Genomic DNA, 19570 nt, shown 5'->3' with positions numbered 1-19570 from the left:
CTACTCCTGCAATGGCCGGTATTGATCGGGGTCGTCGATATTCGACACCTCCCAGGTGCAGGCAAACAGCGGCTTGCCGATAGGGTCGTCAAGCAGCGGCGGGCCGAGATAGAGGGTTTGGTTGAAGGACACGGTCCAACTGTCGTAGTGAGTGTCGGCCCCCACCAGGGTCAACGGCAGCGCAACGATATTGACGGGCACATCGCACTGGGCCGCCGGCAACTGCCAACGGTTATCCAGCACCAGGTCCATCAGCCGGCTTGCCAGGTCACAGGCGTCAAAGGGCTGCGCGCCCTGGGCGGACATGACCTTGAGCGAGATCGACAGCACATGGGCCTTGCGCCCCTCCAGGGAACGGACGCCCGGGCCATTACGCTCGACGGTGATTGCCACGCAGGGTTCATCCGCCGCGAGGATGCTCGGCGGGCTGCCCACCCGTAGCTCGGGAAACGCCGCACGCAGGGCCTGGCCGATGGCTATCGGCAGTTGTGAAGGTTTTTCAATGAGGGTCATGGTGTGGCTTCCTTGCAACGATCACTTTGAGTCCGGGGGCTGGTTGACCCCGATGCGCTTGGCGGCCCAGCGCTCATAAAGGCCGATAGCGACATCGGCGCCGGCCATGGCGGTCAAGCAACCCAGGGCACCGGCCGTCCAGATCGACATGCCGGCGGCGTACAACAGCATCAACGCCGATACCCCGCACACCATGCACGCCCCGGAACGCAGGGCCAGGCGGCGCACCAGTGACCAACCGCGGGCGCCCTCCTTGTCGGCGCGCCACATCTCCCCGGATACACCGCCAATCAGGGCCAGAATAATCACCAGCCAGATAGGCATTTCTGCCAACGCTTGCTGCTCGTTTGTCATGTCACGCCTCCTGGAATGCGTAAAACCGGCAGATGGCCGGTGCTTTGTTAAATAGATGGATGGGGGGGTCGGTAGGCATTCCAAAAAGCCCGGTGGCCCGGGCTTTTCAGTAATGCGGTCCTTGGATCTTTCGGCGCTACTGGCGCGGTACGGATCTTTCCTCGATGTTTTTCCGACCACGATCCCTGTCTGCCGGATAACTGCTTGTGGTGCTTTACGCTGCACACCCGGGTCAGTTGCCAACCCTCTGAACCGTCAAGGCCGGTTCATCGCTGCCTGTTGTAAAACCGTGAAACTAAAGAGCGTCGGCATCCTTGCCGGTGTTGCCTGGCGTCCTTGCCATCACTCGGTGGCGTCCATGCCAGTGTTGCGTGCCTTCCTTGTCTTCCTTGGCAGCATCCTTGCCGCCTCCACCAGGCCTTGTTGGCTGGCTTGAGATGGAGAATATGCATGTATGCATATACAGTCAATGCATAAATGCATTTATATCGCCACCAAAAATGCGTTAACGCATAAAACCCTTATATAGCGGGCACTTGCGGTTTTGCACAGACGAAAAAAAGCCCGCTCGTGGGCGGGCTGTTTCTTACGGAGCGAGGTTAACGGGCGTACATGCCCCACCAGAAAACGTGACCGAGGATGCTGATCTGCTCCTCCTGGATATCCTGGAAGCTATAGTCCTCATCCGGATGCTCGTCACGATTGAAACTGCGCAAGCGAATCCCCGATGGCAGGCGATAGAGCTGTTTGACCCGCAATTGACCGTTGTGATTGATGGCATACAAGTCACCATCCACGATATCGCCGATCCCGCTCTTGCCGGCATTCACCCCCACCGTCGCCCCGTCGCGCAACACCGGCAGCATGCTGTTGCCACGCACCGTCACACACTTGGCCTGGTCGAACTGCACACCGTTATGCCGCAGGCTGCGCTTACCAAAACGCAGGCTGGCCTTCTCGCTTTCCTCGATGACGAATCTTCCTGATCCAGCAGCCAATTCAACCTCGCGCAAAAAGGGGATCGACACCTCGTCATCATTAACGGGCGTGTCGTCGTCCCACAGGCTTATATCCTTGAGCTCCGAATGCATCGGATCGCGTTCATCCTGCCACGCCGGCCCCGCGCGCCCGCGCAACTGGTCGGTGCTCACCCGGAAGTAATCGGCAATACGCGAGATGTGCTTGTCCGACGGATCAACGATCTTGCCGCTGAGAATCCGTGACAGAGTGGATTGAGGCACGCCGGTACGCCGGTGAAGCTCCGTGGGGGAGATCCCGTCGCGAGCGAGCAGCTCTCTTAAGACGATAGAAACGTTGCGTTTTTGCATAAATGGGATAGTGACGGGAGTTTTTGGGGTTGGCAAATGCTAATTTGCATATTTTGTGCATGGTGCATGCGGTTGTACCTGGCCGTTTGTGAACTGCGAAGCACTGACCTCACATGTTAACCTTGCCGCCATCGCAAAAAATGCTGGGCCAAGCGCCCCCTTTGCCCCACCACTTTCAACGAATTTGCCTACTACCCAATGAGTAAAAATACGTCCGATCTGTCCTCCCATACCCCGATGATGCAGCAGTACTGGCGCCTGAAAAACCAGCACCCTGATCAGTTGATGTTTTATCGCATGGGCGACTTCTACGAGATCTTCTATGAGGACGCGAAGAAGGCCGCCAAGTTGCTGGATATCACCCTGACCGCGCGCGGGCAGTCGGCTGGGCAGGCGATTCCGATGTGCGGGATTCCCTATCATTCGTTGGAAGGTTACCTGGCCAAGCTGGTCAAGCTGGGTGAGTCGGTGGTGATCTGTGAGCAGATCGGCGACCCGGCGACCAGCAAGGGGCCGGTGGAGCGTCAGGTGGTGCGGATCATTACGCCGGGGACGGTGAGTGATGAGGCGCTGCTGGATGAGCGGCGCGACAATCTGATCGCTGCGGTGCTGGGGGATGAGCGGCTGTTCGGCCTGGCGGTGCTGGATATCACCAGTGGCAATTTCACCGTCCTGGAGATCAAGGGCTGGGAGAACCTGCTGGCGGAGCTGGAGCGTATCAATCCGGTGGAGTTGATGATCCCGGATGATTGGCCCAAGGATCTGCCGGCGGAAAAACGCCGTGGGGCCAAGCGTCGCGCGCCGTGGGATTTTGAGCGCGATTCGGCGCTGAAAAGCCTGTGCCAGCAATTCTCCGTACAGGATCTGAAAGGTTTTGGTTGCGAGACCCTGACCCTGGCCATCGGCGCTGCCGGTTGCCTGCTCAATTACGCCAAGGAAACCCAGCGCACCGCCCTGCCGCATTTACGCAGCCTGCGCCATGAGCGCCTGGACGACACGGTAGTACTCGATGGTGCCAGCCGGCGCAACCTGGAACTGGACACCAACCTGGCCGGCGGGCGCGACAATACCCTGCAGTCGGTCGTCGACCGTTGCCAGACCGCCATGGGTAGCCGTTTGCTGACCCGTTGGCTGAACCGCCCGCTGCGCGATTTGACCGTGCTGCAGGCGCGCCAGTCTTCTATTACCTGCCTGCTGGACGGCTACCGCTTTGAAAAGCTGCAACCGCAGCTCAAGGAAATTGGCGATATCGAGCGGATTCTCGCGCGGATCGGCCTGCGTAATGCCCGCCCGCGTGACTTGGCGCGCCTGCGTGACGCGCTGGGTGTGCTGCCCGAGCTGCAACAGGCGATGACCGAGCTGGAAGCGCCGCACCTGCAACAACTTGCTGTCACGGCCGGCACTTACCCGGAACTGGCTGCGCTGCTGGAAAAAGCCATTATCGACAACCCGCCCGCGATCATCCGCGACGGCGGCGTGCTGAAGACCGGTTACGACAGTGAGCTGGATGAGCTGCAGGCCTTGAGCGAAAACGCCGGGCAGTTCCTGATCGACCTGGAAGCCCGCGAAAAAGCCCGCACCGGCCTGGCCAACCTGAAGGTCGGCTACAACCGCGTGCACGGCTACTTTATTGAGTTGCCGAGCAAGCAGGCCGAGCAGGCCCCGATTGATTACCAGCGTCGCCAAACCCTTAAAGGTGCCGAGCGCTTTATCACCCCTGAGCTCAAAGAGTTCGAAGACAAGGCGCTGTCGGCCAAGAGCCGCGCCCTGGCCCGGGAAAAAATGCTCTATGAGGCCTTGCTCGAAGACCTGATCGGTCAGCTCGCGCCGTTGCAGGACACCGCTGCGGCCCTGGCCGAGCTGGATGTATTGAGCAACCTTGCCGAGCGCGCGCTGAACCTTGACCTGAACTGCCCGCGTTTTGTCAGCGAGCCGTGCATGCGCATTGTCCAGGGCCGCCATCCGGTGGTGGAGCAAGTGCTGACCACCCCGTTCGTGGCCAACGACCTGTCGCTGGACGACGATACGCGCATGCTGGTGATCACCGGTCCGAACATGGGCGGTAAATCCACCTACATGCGCCAGACCGCATTGATCGTGCTGCTGGCGCATATCGGCAGCTTCGTGCCGGCGGCCAGTTGCGAGTTGTCCCTGGTGGACCGCATCTTCACCCGTATCGGTTCCAGCGATGACCTGGCCGGTGGCCGTTCGACCTTTATGGTGGAAATGAGCGAAACCGCCAATATCCTGCACAACGCCAGCGACCGCAGCCTGGTGCTGATGGATGAAGTGGGGCGCGGCACCAGCACTTTCGACGGCCTGTCGCTGGCCTGGGCGGCCGCCGAGCGCCTGGCACACTTACGGGCCTATACGCTGTTCGCCACCCACTACTTCGAATTGACCGTGCTGCCGGAAAGCGAGCCATTGGTGGCCAACGTGCATCTCAATGCCACCGAGCACAACGAACGCATCGTGTTCCTGCACCACGTGCTGCCAGGGCCGGCCAGCCAGAGTTACGGCCTGGCCGTGGCCCAGTTGGCCGGTGTGCCGAACGATGTGATCCTGCGCGCCCGCGAGCACCTCAGCCGCCTGGAAACCACCGCCCTGCCCCACGAAACCGTGGTGGCCAGCCCAGCCAAGGCCGCCAGTAAACCGGGTGTGCCGATGCAGAGTGATATGTTCGCCAGCCTGCCTCACCCCGTGCTGGATGAGTTGGCAAAGCTTGACCTGGACGACTTGACTCCACGAAAAGCGTTGGAATTGCTCTATGCACTGAAGACACGGGTCTAACGCAGACGCTTGCAAGCTGATAGAATCTCGCGCGGTTTGGGATGCTGCGGGCTTTTAGCCTGGCCTGCAGACTATCGCTCCCAAACCTCGCGAGCCCTGCCACAAGGGGTTTCGCTGCCGCCGCCTGAGGAGAAAATTAGAAATGACCTTCGTCGTCACCGACAACTGCATCAAGTGCAAGTACACCGACTGCGTAGAAGTGTGTCCGGTGGACTGCTTTTACGAAGGGCCGAACTTCCTGGTAATCCACCCGGATGAGTGCATTGACTGCGCCCTGTGTGAGCCAGAATGCCCGGCCGTTGCGATTTTCTCCGAGGATGAAGTCCCGGCAGAGATGCAGGAATTTATTCAGTTGAACGTCGAGCTGGCGGAAATCTGGCCCAACATCACTGAGCGCAAAGACCCGATGCCGGATGCGGCAGAGTGGGATGGCAAAAAAGGCAAGATCGCAGACCTCGAGCGCTGATCGCGCCGATGTCCTCTAAAAGGCCCCTTGCGGGCCTTTTTGCATTTCTACGGGGTGGATTTCACTTTTCTACAGGCAAAAAAAGGGGCGGTTTGACCCGCCCACATTTTTTCCCTAGTCCCTGTGTTCCTTTTCATCGTCCTGATGAATCGCATCCTGCGAACTTCCCTGAGTCATCGTTCCTTGATGACTGTGTCAATCCGTGGACACAGGGCTGATATTAGAGACTTCCCGAACAAGTTCAACGGGATCCATTCGCAAGCACAACCTGCCACGGCCCTCAAACAGAAATAAATAAACCTTACTTTTCAAATAGTTATAAATATGCACAGGTAATTCGAGACGTCCCGGCGCGTTTAAAAAACCAAACACTTACCTAAAAGTAAGCGAATGCTTACAACGCCCATTAGGAAAATGCACACCCGACCGCCCAAAAGGTTTACGCCAGGCAAGAAAAAGCCCCGACAGGGTCGAGGCTTTTCTGCCTTCAGGCCGATCAGTCGTCGCTGACAGTGATGGTCGGCATTGCCTGGGTGCTGGCTTCCTGCAAGACAATCCGCGCCCCGACGTGACGGGCCAGTTCCTGGTAGATCATGGCGATCTGTCCATCGGGTTCGGCAACTACCGTCGGCCTGCCGCCATCGGCCTGCTCGCGAATGCCCATCGACAGCGGCAACGACGCCAGCAATTCAACATCATATTGGGTGGCAAGCTTTTCGCCGCCGCCTTCACCAAACAAATGCTCGGCGTGACCGCAGTTGGAGCAGATGTGCACCGCCATGTTTTCCACGACGCCCAGCACCGGGATGTTGACCTTGCGGAACATTTCCACGCCTTTGCGCGCATCCAGTAACGCCAGGTCCTGGGGCGTGGTGACGATCACCGAGCCTGCCACCGGTACTTTCTGCGCCAGGGTCAGCTGGATATCGCCGGTGCCTGGTGGCATATCGATCACCAGGTAGTCCAGGTTGCCCCAGTCGGTCTGCATCACCAACTGCATCAAGGCCCCGGATACCATAGGCCCGCGCCACACCATCGGGGTGTTGTCATCGGTGAGGAAGGCCATCGACATCACTTCCACGCCATGGGCCTGGATCGGCACGAACCACTTCTGGTCCTTGATCTTGGGCCGCGAACCTTCGGCGATGCCAAACATCACACCTTGGCTGGGGCCATAGATATCGGCGTCGAGGATGCCCACCCGCGCGCCCTCACGGGCCAGGGCCAGGGCCAGGTTGGCCGCCGTGGTCGACTTGCCCACGCCGCCCTTGCCGGATGCCACGGCCACCACGTTCTTGACGTTGGCCAGGCCCGGGATCTGCGCCTGGGCCTTGTGCGCAGCGATCACGCATTGGATGTCGACCTTGGCCGAGCGCACGCCATCCAGGCCTTCAATGGCCATTTGCAGCATCTGTGCCCAACCACTCTTGAACAGACCTGCGGCGTAGCCCAGTTCAAGCTGGACCGAAACCTGGTCGCCCTGCACATCAATGGCACGGACACAGCCGGCGCTGACCGGGTCCTGGTTCAGATAGGGGTCGGTGTACTGGCGAAGAACGGCTTCCACCGCTGCGCGATTGACGGCGCTCATGGGCTACTCCCGGAAAAGACAGACTAAAACAGGCGGCTATCCTAACCGTTCCGAGGCGTGAGGGGCATGCTTTCGCGACATTGGAAAACCCTGAAACAGCCTCACGGGGTGAAATAAATTTCCCGGCGCTTTATAGTGGCCGACCTCCGTTTCATCAAGTAGCCGAGCCCCATGTCCGAGCCACGCAAGATCCTCGTCACCAGCGCCCTGCCCTATGCCAATGGTTCCATCCATCTTGGCCATATGCTTGAGTACATCCAGACCGATATGTGGGTGCGCTTCCAGAAGCATCGCGGCAATCAATGCATTTATGTCTGCGCGGACGACGCCCACGGTTCGGCCATCATGTTGCGCGCCGAAAAGGAAGGCATCACCCCGGAACAACTGATCGCCAACGTCCAGGCTGAACACAGCGCCGACTTTGCCGAGTTCCTGGTGGATTTCGACAACTTCCACTCGACCCACGCCGAAGAAAACCGCGAGCTGTCGAGCCAGATCTACCTCAAGCTGCGTGACGCCGGGCACATTGCCACCCGCTCGATCACCCAGTATTTCGACCCGGAAAAGAAAATGTTCCTGGCCGACCGTTTCATCAAGGGCACCTGCCCCAAGTGCGGCACCGAAGACCAGTACGGCGACAACTGCGAAAAATGCGGCGCCACCTACGCGCCGACCGACCTTAAGGATCCGAAATCGGCGATTTCGGGCGCCACCCCGGTGCTCAAGGATTCCCAGCACTTTTTCTTCAAGCTCCCGGATTTCCAGGAAATGCTGCAAGCCTGGACCCGCAGCGGCACCCTGCAGGACGCCGTAGCCAACAAGATCGCCGAATGGCTGGATGCTGGCCTGCAACAGTGGGACATCTCCCGCGATGCGCCGTATTTCGGCTTCGAGATCCCCGATGAGCCGGGCAAGTACTTCTATGTGTGGCTGGACGCGCCGATCGGCTACATGGCCAGCTTCAAGAACCTCTGCGACCGCACGCCAGAGTTGGATTTCGACGCGTTCTGGGGCAAGGACTCCACCGCCGAGCTGTACCACTTCATCGGCAAGGACATTGTCAATTTCCACGCCCTGTTCTGGCCGGCGATGCTCGAAGGTTCGGGCTACCGCAAGCCGACCGGCATCGCCGTACACGGTTACCTGACGGTCAATGGCCAGAAAATGTCCAAGTCCCGTGGCACCTTTATCAAGGCGCGCACCTACCTGGACCACCTGTCGCCGGAGTACCTGCGCTACTACTACGCGTCCAAGCTGGGCCGCGGCGTCGACGACCTGGACCTGAACCTGGAAGACTTCGTGCAGAAGGTCAACTCGGACCTGGTGGGCAAGGTGGTCAACATCGCCAGCCGTTGCGCCGGGTTTATCCACAAGGGCAATGCTGGCGTGATGGTGCCGGTCAACGCCGCACCGGAGCTGACCGATGCCTTCCTGGCAGCCGCGCCAAGCATTGCCGACGCCTATGAAGCCCGCGACTTTGCCCGCGCCATGCGCGAGATCATGGGCCTGGCCGACCGCGCCAACGCCTGGATCGCCGACAAAGCGCCGTGGTCGCTGAACAAGCAGGAAGGCAAGCACGATGAAGTCCAGGCCATCTGCGCCACCGGCATCAACCTGTTCCGCCAGTTGGTGATCTTCCTCAAGCCGGTGCTGCCGTTGCTGGCCGCTGACGCCGAGGCCTTCCTCAACGTTGCGCCGTTGACCTGGAATGACCACGCCAGCCTGCTCAACAACCATCAGCTCAACGAGTTCAAGCCGCTGATGACCCGTATCGACCCGGTCAAGGTGCAGGCCATGACGGACGCGTCCAAGGAAGACCTGACCGCTAGCCAGACCGACACCGGCGAAGCCGCCCCGGCCGGCAATGGCGAGCTGGCCAAGGATCCGTTGTCACCGGAAATCGACTTCGACGCCTTTGCCGCCGTGGACCTGCGGGTTGCACTGATCATCAAGGCCGAAGCCGTGGAAGGTGCCGACAAGCTGTTGCGCCTGACCCTGGATATCGGCGACGAGCAACGCAACGTGTTCTCCGGGATCAAGAGTGCCTACCCGGACCCGTCCAAGCTCGATGGTCGACTGACCATGATGATCGCCAACCTCAAGCCACGAAAAATGAAGTTCGGCATCTCCGAGGGCATGGTGATGGCAGCCGGCCCTGGCGGTGAAGAAATCTACCTGCTCAGCCCCGACAGCGGCGCCAAGCCTGGCCAGCGCATCAAGTAACCCGAAGCGCCCTGTCGCGGTGATTGGCCGCGACAGGGCGGTTTGCGCTAGTACCCTCTCCCTGCTTGCCGGATAATCAGGCCCTGTTTGCTTAACCGGCTCGACCATGACCGAACTGCTTGTCGCCCTTCTCTGCGCCGCCCTGATCAGCCATTACCTGCTGCGTCTGGCGCTGCCTGGAGATCCCGGGGTGGAGCGACTGCGGGTACACGCCCTTGGGTTGGCGACCACGCTGTTGATGGTGCTGACGGGTGTTTCGAGCTACCTGCTTGTTCATTTCGTGTTGCAACCCTTGGCGCTGGACGCGTTATGGCTGTTTGCCTATGTGCCCGTGGCAATCCTGTTGAGCCAGCCGTTGCTGAATGGGCTTTCGCGCCACGTGCCCGCCCTGCCCGTCGATGGCTTATGGGTGCCACTGCTGGCTAACGCCGGCGTGCTCAGCGTGGTACTCCTGGGCCCGGGCAACGCCAGCCAACTGATCTACAGCCTGGGCATCGGCCCGGCGTTCTGGCTGACCTTCAGCCTGTTCAGCGATTTGCGCCAGCGAATAGATGAAAACGATATCCCCCAGCCCTTTAAAGGCCTGCCCGTGGACCTGCTCAGTGCCGGGCTGATGGCCGTGGCATTCCTGGGCTTAAACGCAATGATCAAACCATGAGCCTGATTCAACGTATCGACGCCCTGCTGCCCCAAACCCAATGCGGCAAATGCGGGCACCACGGTTGCAGGCCCTACGCCGAAGGCATCGCCCAGGGCGAGGCCATCAACAAGTGCCCGCCGGGCGGCCCCGAAACCATTGCCGAACTGGCGCAGTTGTTGAACCTGGTACCGCTGGAGCTGGACAGTTCCCGTGGTGAAGCCCCGGCGCAGATCGCCTTTATCCGCGAGGCCGAGTGCATCGGCTGCACCAAGTGCATCCAGGCCTGCCCGGTGGATGCGATTGTCGGCGCGGCCAAGCTGATGCATACCGTGATCGTGGATGAATGCACCGGCTGCGACTTGTGTGTGGCTCCCTGCCCGGTGGACTGCATCGACATGCTGCCGCTGCCCCTGGCCGCGGTGCTGCCGATTGTCGCGGGCTACGCGATTACTGCCGAGGAGCGCCAGGCGCGCGGGACCAAGCGTGATCGCGCCCGCCGTCGCTTCGAGCAACGCAACGCAAGGCTGCAACGCGAGGAAGAACACAAGCTGGCGGAGCGCCTGGCCCGCAGCAAACGCCCGGCCCCCATCGTGCAGGCCAATAGCGACCCATTGCAGGCCGCCATCGAACGCATGCGCGCACAAAAAGCCGCAGAGATCGACACAGCGTTAAAAAAAGCCAAGGTCAACCTGGCAATGAGCCGGGCGCAACTGCACAAATCCCTGAAAGCCTTTGGCCATCCGCCGACCTTTGAGCAGCAGTCGCAGTTGATCATCCTGCAGCAGCAGTTTGAGTCCGCCGAACAGGCATTGACCGCCCTCGAAGCGAACGCCCCCACAGTGGCGTCCCCCCAGGCCAGTAAAGACCCTGAGCTCAAGCGCGCAAAAATCCAGCTGGCCATGCGTCGCGCCGAGCTGAAAAAGGCCCAGGACGCACTGGCCGATGCAGAGCAACTGACCACACTCGGCGCAGCCCTGGCCGCCGCCGAACAGGTGTTGCACGCAGCCGAAGAAAAATCCGAGCAGCCCCGGCCGGACCTGCAACGTATCGAGAAACGGCCCATCGACCGTCACCTGCGCCAGTTGAAGACCGCCCTGGCCTATGCCCGCGCCGACCTGAGCAAACTTGAGCGCCAGCCCACCAGCAGTGCCGCCGAGCTGACGGATGCCAGGCTGCGCGTGGATGAAGCCCAACGGCAAGTAGATAGTCATGTCAGCGCCTGAGGTGGTTGATCGCCAGCAACACGCCATGCAGCGATTATTGCTGGCCACAACGCCCGGCGTGCTGGTGCTGTTCTGGCTGTATGGCTGGGGCGTGCTGATCAATCTGTTGCTGGCCGGCAGCTGTGCATGGGCCGTCGAAGCCGGTGTGCGCCAAGTGCGCGGCCATGATTCCCGCGACTTGGGCGGCCTGGTCAGCGCGGTGTTGCTGGCCTTGGCGCTACCACCTTATTGCCCGTGGTGGTTATGCCTGGGCGCTGTCAGCAGTGGCTTGCTGTTGGGCAAACACCTGTATGGCGGCAAGCAAAACCCCTTCAACCCGGCCATGCTCGGTTATGCGTTGATGCTGCTGGCCTTTCCCCAGCCAATGACCCATTGGCCGGCGTCCCACGGCCTGGACCTGCTGGCCGGCCTGCAACAAGTGTTCGGCCTGCACGGCGAGACCGCCGATGCCTGGGCCCGGGCCACTGCGTTGGACGCCTTGCGCATCAATAACAGCCTGACTGTCGACGAGCTGTTTGCCCGCCACCCGGCTTTCGGCCAGCTCGCAGGTAAAGGCACTGAGTGGGTGAACCTGGCATTTCTCGCTGGCGGCCTCTATTTACTGCAGCAACGGGTCTTCAGCTGGCATGCGCCGGTGGGCATGCTCGCCAGCCTGTTTGTCATCAGCCTGCTGTGCTGGAACGGCTCGGGTTCGGACTCCCATGGCTCGCCGCTGTTTCACCTGCTGACCGGAGCCACTATGCTCGGGGCCTTCTTTATCGTCACCGAGCCGGTGTCGGGTGCAAAAAGTGCGCGGGCGCGCTTGTTGTTTGGGGTGGGCGTGGGATTGCTGACCTATCTGGTCCGCACCTGGGGCAGCTACCCGGATGGCGTGGCGTTCGCGGTGCTGATGATGAACCTGGCAGTGCCGGCACTGGAGCGCTGGACGCGGCCGCAGGCGGTGGAAGCATGAAGCGCACCTCGCAAGCCTTGAGCGTGCTTTTGATCGCCGCCGGCGCGGTAGGCCTGACCCTTGGCCTGCAACAGCTGACCGCCAAGCCCATTGCCGCGCAGCAGCGTGAAATGCAAAGCCGGGCGTTGCTGGATGTACTGCCTGCTGGCAGTTATGACAATCAACCGTTGGAACGCCCCTTGGACGTTACTTCGGCAATGCTGGACAACAGCCAACTGCTGGGAGCTTACCTCGCGACCTTGGCCGGCAAACCCAGCTCCGTGGTGCTGCGCTCCCAGGTCGAGGGTTATGGTGGCCGCATCCAATTGCTGATTGCCATCGACCGCAACGCCAAGCTGCTCGGGGTCAAGACCCTGGCACACACGGAAACGCCCACGCTGGGCGGGCATATCGGCGAACCCGGCAATCCCTGGCTTGCCTCATTCAAGGGGCTGTCGCAGGAAAATCCACAGGCTTGGGCGCTGAAGAAAGACAGCGGCCAGTTCGACCAAATGGCCGGTGCGACCATCACGTCCCGCGCCGTGATCAACGCGATCCACGATGCCCTGCGGTATTTTGACGAGCACCGCCAGGCCCTGCTGGAGCGCACCGACCATGACTAAGCCATTGGTCCTCGGCAACCTGTTGCTGCTACCGGCGCTGCTGGGTGTCAGTGACACGCCGGCGAGTGCTGCAACGTTCTGGGTTATGTGGACGCTGATCATGATGCTCCATGGCTGGAGCTGCGGCTGGGTGCGCAATCGCCTCAGTGGCCAGTGGCAGCTGATGGCCAATGTATTACTGGCCACCACCTGGGTCAGTTGCGCCAACCTAGTGGCGCAGGCAGTGGCCTTTGCCCCGTCTACGGGCCTGGGGGCATACCTGGCCTTGATCGGCCTACAATGCGTGCTGCTTGAGCACGAAGGCCTGTTCGCCGCCCACCCGCGCAGGGCACAACTTAAACTGTTCGCGCTAGTAACCGGGCTACTGGCTGCAATCACCCTCTCGCGCTTTTTACTCGGCAGTAGCATCGCCACCCTCGCCCCCACAGGGTTTATCCTGCTCGGGTTGCTGCTCGCCGGGTGGCAGGCCTGGACCCAACGCCACACACCACATTGAAGGAACCGCTCGCCCAATGAACGCCGCAAAACGCCTGGAGATCTTTCGTCGGTTTCACGAGGATAACCCCGAGCCCAAGACCGAACTGGCCTACTCATCGCCGTTCGAGTTGCTGATTGCCGTGATCCTGTCTGCGCAATCGACGGATGTAGGCGTCAACAAGGCCACGGCCAAGCTGTTTCCCGTGGCCAACACCCCGGCTGCGATCCATGCCCTGGGGGTCGAAGGGTTGTCGCAGTACATCAAGACCATTGGCCTGTACAACAGCAAGGCGAAAAACGTCATTGAAACCTGCCGACTACTGGTCGAGTTGCATGACGGTGAAGTGCCAGAGACCCGCGAAGCACTTGAAGCCCTGCCCGGCGTTGGCCGCAAGACGGCCAATGTGGTGCTCAATACGGCGTTTCGCCAATTGACCATGGCGGTGGACACCCATATTTTCCGTGTCAGCAACCGCACGGGAATCGCGCCGGGCAAGAATGTGGTGGAGGTCGAAAAGCAATTGATGAAGTTTGTGCCAAAGCCTTACCTGCTCGACTCCCACCACTGGCTGATCCTGCACGGTCGGTATGTGTGTCAGGCCCGCAAGCCGCGCTGTGGCAGCTGCCGCATCGAAGACTTGTGCGAATACAAGGAAAAGACGTCGGACGATTGAGCAATCATTGGTTTTATTGATCAGTCGATTGAAAAAATCTTTTTTACCCGGTGCACGATTGTCGATATAAGGAGCGCCAACGGCAGTCTTAGCCTGGAGTTAACCTTATGAGCACTGGCAAAGAACAACTGGATGTAGAAGAAGACTTTGTGGCCGCAGACACGGACGAGGCAGCCGAGGCGCCTGTAGAAGTTGCCAAGACCAATTTGAGCAAACGCCGCACCATCGACAACCTTCTGGAAGAGCGACGCTTGCAAAAACAGTTGGCCGATTACGATTTCGATCTCTAGCCAAACGATCACACAGAAGCCTCCGCCATGGAGGCTTTTTTCTGCCTGTTGCTCCCTGCTTCTTAAACCAGGCCGTTACGCTGGGCAAGCTCGATCAGGTCCACCAGGGACCGGGCGTTGAGCTTGAGCAGCAAGCGCGTCTTGTACGTGCTCACAGTCTTGTTGCTGAGGAACATGCCATCAGCGATCTCTTTGTTGGTCTTCCCCTGGGCCAGTTGCTGCAGCACCATCATCTCCCGGCCTGAAAGCCGCTCGACCATGTCGGCTTCGCAGGTATTACCCTGGCTGGAACGCACCGAGTTGAGTGCCTGGTTGGGGAAGTAGCTGTAGCCGGACAGCACCGCCTTGATCGCGCTCAGCAACTCGGTCAGATCCTGTTGCTTGCACACGTAGCCAGCCGCGCCCGCGTGCATGCAGCGCATGGAGAAGTGGCCCGGCGCCTGCGACGTCAACACTAATACCTTGAAGGGTTGCGCCTGCTTGGTGGAAGACAGGCGACAAATAACTTCCAAACCGTCAAGTTTGGGGATTCCAATATCCAGGATGACAATATCCGGCATATGCTCCCGCGCTAGTTGCAACGCGTCGACTCCGTTATCGGTCTCTGCAACGACCTCATAACCATGACGTTCCATTAGCATGCGTACAGCAAGGCGAATGACGGGATGATCATCCACGATCAGCACTTTATTCATGGGCAAGTCCAATTTCGCTGTTCGAATTATTCAGAACCAGCACAATAGCCTAGTCGTTTCCTCCTTGGCATAGCACTCCCCCCCAAGTAACGACAAGCAGAGACCCAACCCACAAAGTTATGAGAATAGGCCTACAAAAAAACGCCTATATGGATGTGTGGGTTATTGTTTGGCCTTTCAGAACTTTCCGTGAGCAAACATATTTTGAGCAAAAAAACGCCTGCCGAACCAGCAAAAGTAAACACGACGCACGCCACTTTCAGGAAATGCCCCTTGCCAGGGTTGTACCGGCAGGGACCATTACAGAAAAACACCTCTCGGAAAAGTTCCATGGAAAAATTCACCACTAACTATGTACCGAACCATCTGACAGATAATTCCTAAGATAAAACCAGATATCTGATCCGTCCTACTAATTAACCGAATGAATTTAAACATAAATACTCACATACGGTTAATCCACCAACTTCCAGATACAAAAATCACAAGCAACCCATAATAAACAGCAACACCCTCAACATCAGAAAAAATATTAAACATAATTAAACAACGACGCCCAAAATTACAGTCAAAAAAAATGGCCCCTCATTCGAGGGACCACTTTTTATCCAGCCTGGACGACATCAGAACAACTTGCGGCCCTTGTTGGCCGCAATGCGCATGCGCAGAGCGTTGAGCTTGATGAAGCCAGCGGCGTCGGCCTGGTTGTAGGCGCCGCCATCTTCTTCAAAGGTCGCGATGTTGGCGTCGAATAGCGACTCATCGGACTTGCGACCGGTGACAATCACGTTGCCCTTGTACAGCTTCAGGCGCACAACGCCGTTCACATGGACCTGGGACGCGTCGATCATCTGTTGCAGCATCAGGCGCTCAGGGCTCCACCAGTAGCCGGTGTAGATCAGGCTGGCGTACTTGGGCATCAGCTCGTCCTTGAGATGAGCTACTTCACGGTCCAAGGTGATGGACTCGATGGCGCGGTGAGCGCGCAGCATGATGGTGCCACCCGGGGTTTCGTAGCAGCCACGGGACTTCATGCCCACGTAGCGGTTTTCGACGATATCCAGACGACCGATACCGTGCTCGCCACCGATACGGTTCAGGGTCGCCAGTACGGTGGCCGGAGTCATTTCGACACCGTCCAGCGCAACGATGTCGCCGTTGCGGTAGGTCAGTTCCAGGTATTGCGGCTTGTCAGGAGCGTTCTCCGGGGAGACGGTCCATTTCCACATGTCTTCTTCGTGCTCGGTCCAGGTGTCTTCCAGTACGCCGCCTTCATAGGAGATGTGCAGGAGGTTGGCATCCATCGAGTACGGGGACTTTTTCTTACCGTGGCGCTCGATCGGGATGGCGTGCTTTTCAGCGTAATCCATCAGCTTTTCACGGGACAGCAGGTCCCACTCACGCCAAGGAGCAATCACTTTCACGCCTGGCTTCAAGGCATAGGCGCCCAGTTCGAAACGCACCTGGTCGTTGCCCTTGCCGGTGGCACCATGGGAAATGGCGTCTGCGCCGGTTTCATTGGCAATTTCGATCAGGCGCTTGGCGATCAGAGGACGTGCGATGGAAGTACCCAGCAGGTACTCGCCTTCGTAGACGGTGTTGGCGCGAAACATCGGGAAAACGAAATCGCGGACGAATTCTTCGCGCAGGTCGTCAATGTAGATCTCTTTGACGCCCATGGCTTGCGCCTTGGCTCGTGCAGGTTCGACCTCTTCGCCCTGACCCAGGTCAGCGGTAAAGGTCACCACTTCACAGTTATAAGTATCCTGCAGCCACTTGAGGATCACCGAAGTGTCCAGGCCGCCGGAATACGCGAGAACGACCTTGTTTACGTCGGCCATGCCATCACTCCACGGGGTTTTACGGAAAGGCGTCGATTCTACCGATCAAAACCGTGAAATTACAGGGGCGCGACAGCAAATGAAGATAAAGCGACAGATTATGTCGGGCGAGCGACGAATGGCCGCACCTAAGAGGTCGCTGCTGCGTTAGCCGGGCCCGCAGCCTGAGGCGCCGGTTTTTCTGGGGCGGGCACGCGGTCGAGGTGGATATTCACCCGTCGGTTCTTCGCCCGGTTGGCCGGATTGGTATTGGGTACCAGTGGATAACGTTCACCGTGGAAACGCAGCACGATCTGCGACTCGGGGATGCCGTTGGCCTTGAAGAAGTCCATCACGGCCAAGCCCCGGCGTCGGGACAGGTCACGATTGGTCAGGCGGTTGCCGCTGTTGTCCGAATGGCCGTCCAGTTCGATATGGTTGACCGTAGGGTCGGCCTTGATGAACTCAAGCATCACCATCAACTTGGCCTTGGCGGCTGGGTCCAGGTCGATGCCGCCGCCCGGAAAGCCGACTTCAGCCTGCTTGACCTGCTCGAAGTTCATCGGCAGCAACTTCGCGGTACACAACTGGTAGTCGCTGTAGGCCTTGTTAAAACGTACCGGCAGCAGGCGGATCTCCGAATAACCGCCATCCCGCGAATAGTGGCGCACGGTCGGGCTGCGGCCATCGAGCAAGCCATTGAACAGGCGCCCGGCCTGGGCCTGGGAACTGTTGAACAGCACATCACCACTGCCGGCCCGCACGGCGCCGAGGTTGATATCACCGCGCCCAGGCTGCCACGGCGCGGCCGCCGCCAATAGTGTTGCAGAGCCGACGCCCAACGCACCGTTGTAGGCTTTCAAACGAAATGTCGCCTGCTCGCCGGCCCGGCGCACGAACTCACCCGAACCAAAATCGGCGATCGGCTGGCTCAAGCGGCACTCGAACTTGTCGCCTTCCACCTTCCACTCAATATTTTCCAGGCGCGTCTGGAACGTCAGGGCCATCGCAGGCAGGCTGGCGAACACGCTGAGCAGGGCTAGATATTGCTGGCGCACGGGCGGCTCCACTGGTTTCTACAACACAACAAGGCGTCATACATCGTTAAGGCATACCCAGGGATATCGGTCGCGTCCTGCAAAACTTGATAGCGAGTGCCTGCAAGAGTCTTTTCCGGTAGCATTCCCACCAGATTGACCCGCCTGGAATCCCCAATGTCCGACCGCCTGACCCTGCTGCGTCCCGACGACTGGCATATTCATCTTCGCGATGGTGCTGCGTTGCCCCAAACCGTGGCCGATGTTGCGCGCACGTTTGGCCGCGCCATCATCATGCCTAACCTGGTACCTCCGGTGCGCAATGCCGCAGAAGCCGACGCCTATCGCCAGCGCATCCTCGCTGCGCGGCCGGCCGGCAGCCGCTTCGAACCGTTGATGGTGCTCTACCTGACCGACCGCACCCAGCCCGCCGAAATCCGCGAGGCCAAGGCCAGCGGTTTCGTACACGCCGCCAAGCTGTATCCGGCCGGCGCCACGACCAACTCCGACTCAGGCGTGACCAGTATCGACAAGATCCTGCCCGCCATCGAAGCCATGGCCGAAGTGGGCATGCCGCTGCTGATCCACGGTGAAGTCACCCGTGGCGATGTCGATGTGTTCGATCGCGAGAAGATCTTCATCGACGAACACATGCGCCGTGTGGTCGAACTGTTCCCGACCCTCAAGGTGGTGTTCGAGCACATCACCACCGCAGACGCCGTGCAGTTCGTCACCGAGGCGTCGGCCAACGTCGGCGCGACCATCACCGCGCATCACCTGCTGTACAACCGCAACCACATGCTGGTGGGCGGGATCCGGCCGCACTTCTATTGCCTGCCGATCCTCAAGCGCAACACCCACCAGGTGGCGTTGCTCGATGCGGCTACCAGTGGCAGTGCGAAGTTCTTCCTCGGCACCGACTCGGCGCCCCACGCCCAGCACGCCAAGGAAGCGGCCTGCGGCTGTGCCGGCTGCTACACCGCTTATGCGGCGATCGAGCTGTACGCCGAGGCCTTCGAGGCGCGTAACGCCCTGGACAAACTCGAGGCTTTCGCCAGCCTCAATGGCCCGCGTTTCTACGGCCTGCCGGCGAATACCGACCGTATTACCCTGGTCCGTGAAGACTGGACCGCCCCCACCAGCCTGCCATTTGGCGAGCTGACCGTTATCCCGCTGCGCGCCGGTGAAACACTGCGCTGGCGCCTGCTGGAGGAACACAAGTGAGTGAAGACCATTACGACGACGAACAGGAACACGGTGGCGGCGGTTCGCGCCATCCGATGGCCGAGCGTTTTCGCGGCTATCTGCCTGTCGTTATCGACGTAGAAACCGGCGGCTTCAATTGCGCTACCGATGCGCTGCTGGAAATTGCCGCAACCACCATCGGCATGGACGAACAGGGCTTTGTGTATCCAGAACACACCCATTTCTTCCGCGTCGAGCCGTTTGAAGGCGCCAACATCGAAGCCGCAGCCCTGGAATTCACTGGGATCAAGCTCGACCATCCGTTGCGCATGGCCGTTAGCGAAGAAGCGGCATTGACCGATATCTTCCGTGGCGTACGCAAGGCCTTGAAGGCCAACGGCTGCAAACGCGCGATCCTGGTCGGCCACAACAGCAGCTTCGACCTGGGCTTCCTCAACGCCGCCGTGGCGCGCCTGGACATGAAGCGCAACCCGTTTCACCCGTTCTCCAGCTTTGACACCGCCACCCTGGCTGGCCTGGCTTATGGCCAGACCGTACTGGCCAAGGCGTGCCAGGCAGCCGGTATCGACTTCGACGGTCGCGAGGCCCACTCAGCTCGCTACGACACCGAGAAGACTGCCGATCTGTTCTGCGGCATCGTCAACCGCTGGAAGCAGATGGGCGGCTGGGAAGATTTCAGCGACTGATTG

General features: G+C 59.8%; 19 protein-coding genes. 12 read left to right on the top strand and 7 right to left on the bottom strand.

The genetic code is table 11. The features are described 5' to 3' along the window. From HBO12_RS07595 to HBO12_RS07585, 3 genes are all read right to left on the bottom strand, one after another. Complete coding sequence (locus tag HBO12_RS07595) at window positions 1–513, bottom strand: hypothetical protein (protein WP_170041841.1); 513 nt, start codon at window positions 511–513, stop codon at window positions 1–3. A 21-nt stretch (window positions 514–534) separates the two neighbouring features. After that, the gene (locus tag HBO12_RS07590) at window positions 535–867 is read right to left on the bottom strand and encodes a phage holin family protein (RefSeq protein ID WP_032858418.1); all 333 of its coding nucleotides are present in this window, start codon (window positions 865–867) and stop codon (window positions 535–537) included. Between the two features lie 599 nt (window positions 868–1466). Continuing rightward, window positions 1467–2195 (bottom strand): LexA family transcriptional regulator, encoded by a 729-nt coding sequence (locus tag HBO12_RS07585; protein WP_169954574.1) that lies wholly within the window; start codon window positions 2193–2195, stop codon window positions 1467–1469. Window positions 2196–2393: 198 nt separating this feature from the next. Here HBO12_RS07585 and mutS point away from each other — a divergent pair, with 198 nt between their 5' ends. Beyond that, a complete protein-coding gene (gene mutS / locus HBO12_RS07580) occupies window positions 2394–4985 on the top strand; it encodes a DNA mismatch repair protein MutS (protein ID WP_170041840.1) in 2592 nt (863 codons plus the stop codon). A 142-nt stretch (window positions 4986–5127) separates the two neighbouring features. Then, the gene (gene fdxA / locus HBO12_RS07575) at window positions 5128–5451 is read left to right on the top strand and encodes a ferredoxin FdxA (RefSeq protein WP_003208688.1); all 324 of its coding nucleotides are present in this window, start codon (window positions 5128–5130) and stop codon (window positions 5449–5451) included. 496 nt (window positions 5452–5947) lie between these two features. Here fdxA and apbC read toward each other — a convergent pair whose 3' ends face one another. Further along, window positions 5948–7042 (bottom strand): iron-sulfur cluster carrier protein ApbC, encoded by a 1095-nt coding sequence (gene apbC / locus HBO12_RS07570; RefSeq protein ID WP_169954435.1) that lies wholly within the window; start codon window positions 7040–7042, stop codon window positions 5948–5950. A gap of 171 nt (window positions 7043–7213) precedes the next feature. Here apbC and metG point away from each other — a divergent pair, with 171 nt between their 5' ends. The 8 genes from metG (at window position 7214) to HBO12_RS07530 (ending at window position 14123) form a co-directional block, all read left to right on the top strand. Then, window positions 7214–9265 carry a methionine--tRNA ligase gene (metG, locus tag HBO12_RS07565; protein ID WP_170041839.1) on the top strand — a complete coding sequence of 684 codons (2052 nt, stop codon included), beginning with the start codon at window positions 7214–7216 and terminating at the stop codon, window positions 9263–9265. A gap of 106 nt (window positions 9266–9371) precedes the next feature. Continuing rightward, window positions 9372–9923: an Rnf-Nqr domain containing protein gene (locus HBO12_RS07560; RefSeq protein WP_170041838.1), complete on the top strand. Its 552-nt coding sequence runs from the start codon at window positions 9372–9374 to the stop codon at window positions 9921–9923. Beyond that, window positions 9920–11128, top strand: coding sequence for an electron transport complex subunit RsxB (gene rsxB / locus HBO12_RS07555; protein WP_170041837.1), 1209 nt, complete (start codon window positions 9920–9922; stop codon window positions 11126–11128). Before HBO12_RS07560 ends, rsxB begins: the two co-directional genes overlap by 4 nt. Then, window positions 11115–12080, top strand: coding sequence for an RnfABCDGE type electron transport complex subunit D (locus tag HBO12_RS07550; protein ID WP_170041836.1), 966 nt, complete (start codon window positions 11115–11117; stop codon window positions 12078–12080). Before rsxB ends, HBO12_RS07550 begins: the two co-directional genes overlap by 14 nt. Next, window positions 12077–12682: an RnfABCDGE type electron transport complex subunit G gene (locus HBO12_RS07545; RefSeq protein ID WP_169954440.1), complete on the top strand. Its 606-nt coding sequence runs from the start codon at window positions 12077–12079 to the stop codon at window positions 12680–12682. The genes HBO12_RS07550 and HBO12_RS07545 overlap by 4 nt, the downstream gene beginning before the upstream one ends. Next, entirely contained in the window at window positions 12675–13178 is a 504-nt protein-coding gene (locus HBO12_RS07540) for an Rnf-Nqr domain containing protein (RefSeq protein WP_170041835.1), read from the top strand. The genes HBO12_RS07545 and HBO12_RS07540 overlap by 8 nt, the downstream gene beginning before the upstream one ends. A gap of 16 nt (window positions 13179–13194) precedes the next feature. After that, entirely contained in the window at window positions 13195–13833 is a 639-nt protein-coding gene (nth, locus tag HBO12_RS07535; protein ID WP_170041834.1) for an endonuclease III, read from the top strand. A gap of 107 nt (window positions 13834–13940) precedes the next feature. Then, window positions 13941–14123, top strand: a complete 183-nt coding sequence (locus tag HBO12_RS07530; protein ID WP_169954443.1) for a PA3496 family putative envelope integrity protein — start codon at window positions 13941–13943, stop codon at window positions 14121–14123. Between the two features lie 62 nt (window positions 14124–14185). Here HBO12_RS07530 and HBO12_RS07525 read toward each other — a convergent pair whose 3' ends face one another. The 3 genes from HBO12_RS07525 to HBO12_RS07515 form a co-directional block, all read right to left on the bottom strand. Beyond that, window positions 14186–14818, bottom strand: coding sequence for a response regulator transcription factor (locus tag HBO12_RS07525; protein ID WP_169954444.1), 633 nt, complete (start codon window positions 14816–14818; stop codon window positions 14186–14188). Window positions 14819–15441: 623 nt separating this feature from the next. Beyond that, on the bottom strand, window positions 15442–16659 hold the full coding sequence (locus tag HBO12_RS07520; protein ID WP_029295244.1) for an argininosuccinate synthase: 1218 nt from the start codon (window positions 16657–16659) through the stop codon (window positions 15442–15444). Between the two features lie 128 nt (window positions 16660–16787). After that, on the bottom strand, window positions 16788–17696 hold the full coding sequence (locus tag HBO12_RS07515) for an OmpA family protein (protein WP_169954445.1): 909 nt from the start codon (window positions 17694–17696) through the stop codon (window positions 16788–16790). A gap of 156 nt (window positions 17697–17852) precedes the next feature. Here HBO12_RS07515 and pyrC point away from each other — a divergent pair, with 156 nt between their 5' ends. Next, window positions 17853–18899, top strand: a complete 1047-nt coding sequence (pyrC, locus tag HBO12_RS07510) for a dihydroorotase (protein WP_032858441.1) — start codon at window positions 17853–17855, stop codon at window positions 18897–18899. Continuing rightward, window positions 18896–19567 carry a ribonuclease T gene (gene rnt, locus HBO12_RS07505; RefSeq protein WP_029295237.1) on the top strand — a complete coding sequence of 224 codons (672 nt, stop codon included), beginning with the start codon at window positions 18896–18898 and terminating at the stop codon, window positions 19565–19567. Before pyrC ends, rnt begins: the two co-directional genes overlap by 4 nt. The last annotated feature ends 3 nt before the right edge of the window (window positions 19568–19570 follow it).

Source organism: Pseudomonas sp. WS 5059, assembly GCF_012985525.1.
Taxonomy (GTDB): domain Bacteria; phylum Pseudomonadota; class Gammaproteobacteria; order Pseudomonadales; family Pseudomonadaceae; genus Aquipseudomonas.
Note: the sequence above shows the minus strand (reverse complement) of the source record. Positions and strands in the feature narration are given on the sequence as shown.

Coding starts and splice junctions, on each gene's coding strand:
- rsxB (WP_170041837.1), top strand. CDS start 9,920: ATGAGCCTGATTCAACGTATCGACGCCCTGCTGCCCCAAACCCAATGC.
- HBO12_RS07525 (WP_169954444.1), bottom strand. CDS start 14,818: ATGAATAAAGTGCTGATCGTGGATGATCATCCCGTCATTCGCCTTGCT.
- HBO12_RS07550 (WP_170041836.1), top strand. CDS start 11,115: ATGTCAGCGCCTGAGGTGGTTGATCGCCAGCAACACGCCATGCAGCGA.
- apbC (WP_169954435.1), bottom strand. CDS start 7,042: ATGAGCGCCGTCAATCGCGCAGCGGTGGAAGCCGTTCTTCGCCAGTAC.
- pyrC (WP_032858441.1), top strand. CDS start 17,853: ATGTCCGACCGCCTGACCCTGCTGCGTCCCGACGACTGGCATATTCAT.
- metG (WP_170041839.1), top strand. CDS start 7,214: ATGTCCGAGCCACGCAAGATCCTCGTCACCAGCGCCCTGCCCTATGCC.
- HBO12_RS07540 (WP_170041835.1), top strand. CDS start 12,675: ATGACTAAGCCATTGGTCCTCGGCAACCTGTTGCTGCTACCGGCGCTG.
- nth (WP_170041834.1), top strand. CDS start 13,195: ATGAACGCCGCAAAACGCCTGGAGATCTTTCGTCGGTTTCACGAGGAT.
- HBO12_RS07595 (WP_170041841.1), bottom strand. CDS start 513: ATGACCCTCATTGAAAAACCTTCACAACTGCCGATAGCCATCGGCCAG.
- HBO12_RS07585 (WP_169954574.1), bottom strand. CDS start 2,195: ATGCAAAAACGCAACGTTTCTATCGTCTTAAGAGAGCTGCTCGCTCGC.
- HBO12_RS07520 (WP_029295244.1), bottom strand. CDS start 16,659: ATGGCCGACGTAAACAAGGTCGTTCTCGCGTATTCCGGCGGCCTGGAC.
- HBO12_RS07545 (WP_169954440.1), top strand. CDS start 12,077: ATGAAGCGCACCTCGCAAGCCTTGAGCGTGCTTTTGATCGCCGCCGGC.
- fdxA (WP_003208688.1), top strand. CDS start 5,128: ATGACCTTCGTCGTCACCGACAACTGCATCAAGTGCAAGTACACCGAC.
- HBO12_RS07560 (WP_170041838.1), top strand. CDS start 9,372: ATGACCGAACTGCTTGTCGCCCTTCTCTGCGCCGCCCTGATCAGCCAT.
- HBO12_RS07530 (WP_169954443.1), top strand. CDS start 13,941: ATGAGCACTGGCAAAGAACAACTGGATGTAGAAGAAGACTTTGTGGCC.
- mutS (WP_170041840.1), top strand. CDS start 2,394: ATGAGTAAAAATACGTCCGATCTGTCCTCCCATACCCCGATGATGCAG.
- HBO12_RS07590 (WP_032858418.1), bottom strand. CDS start 867: ATGACAAACGAGCAGCAAGCGTTGGCAGAAATGCCTATCTGGCTGGTG.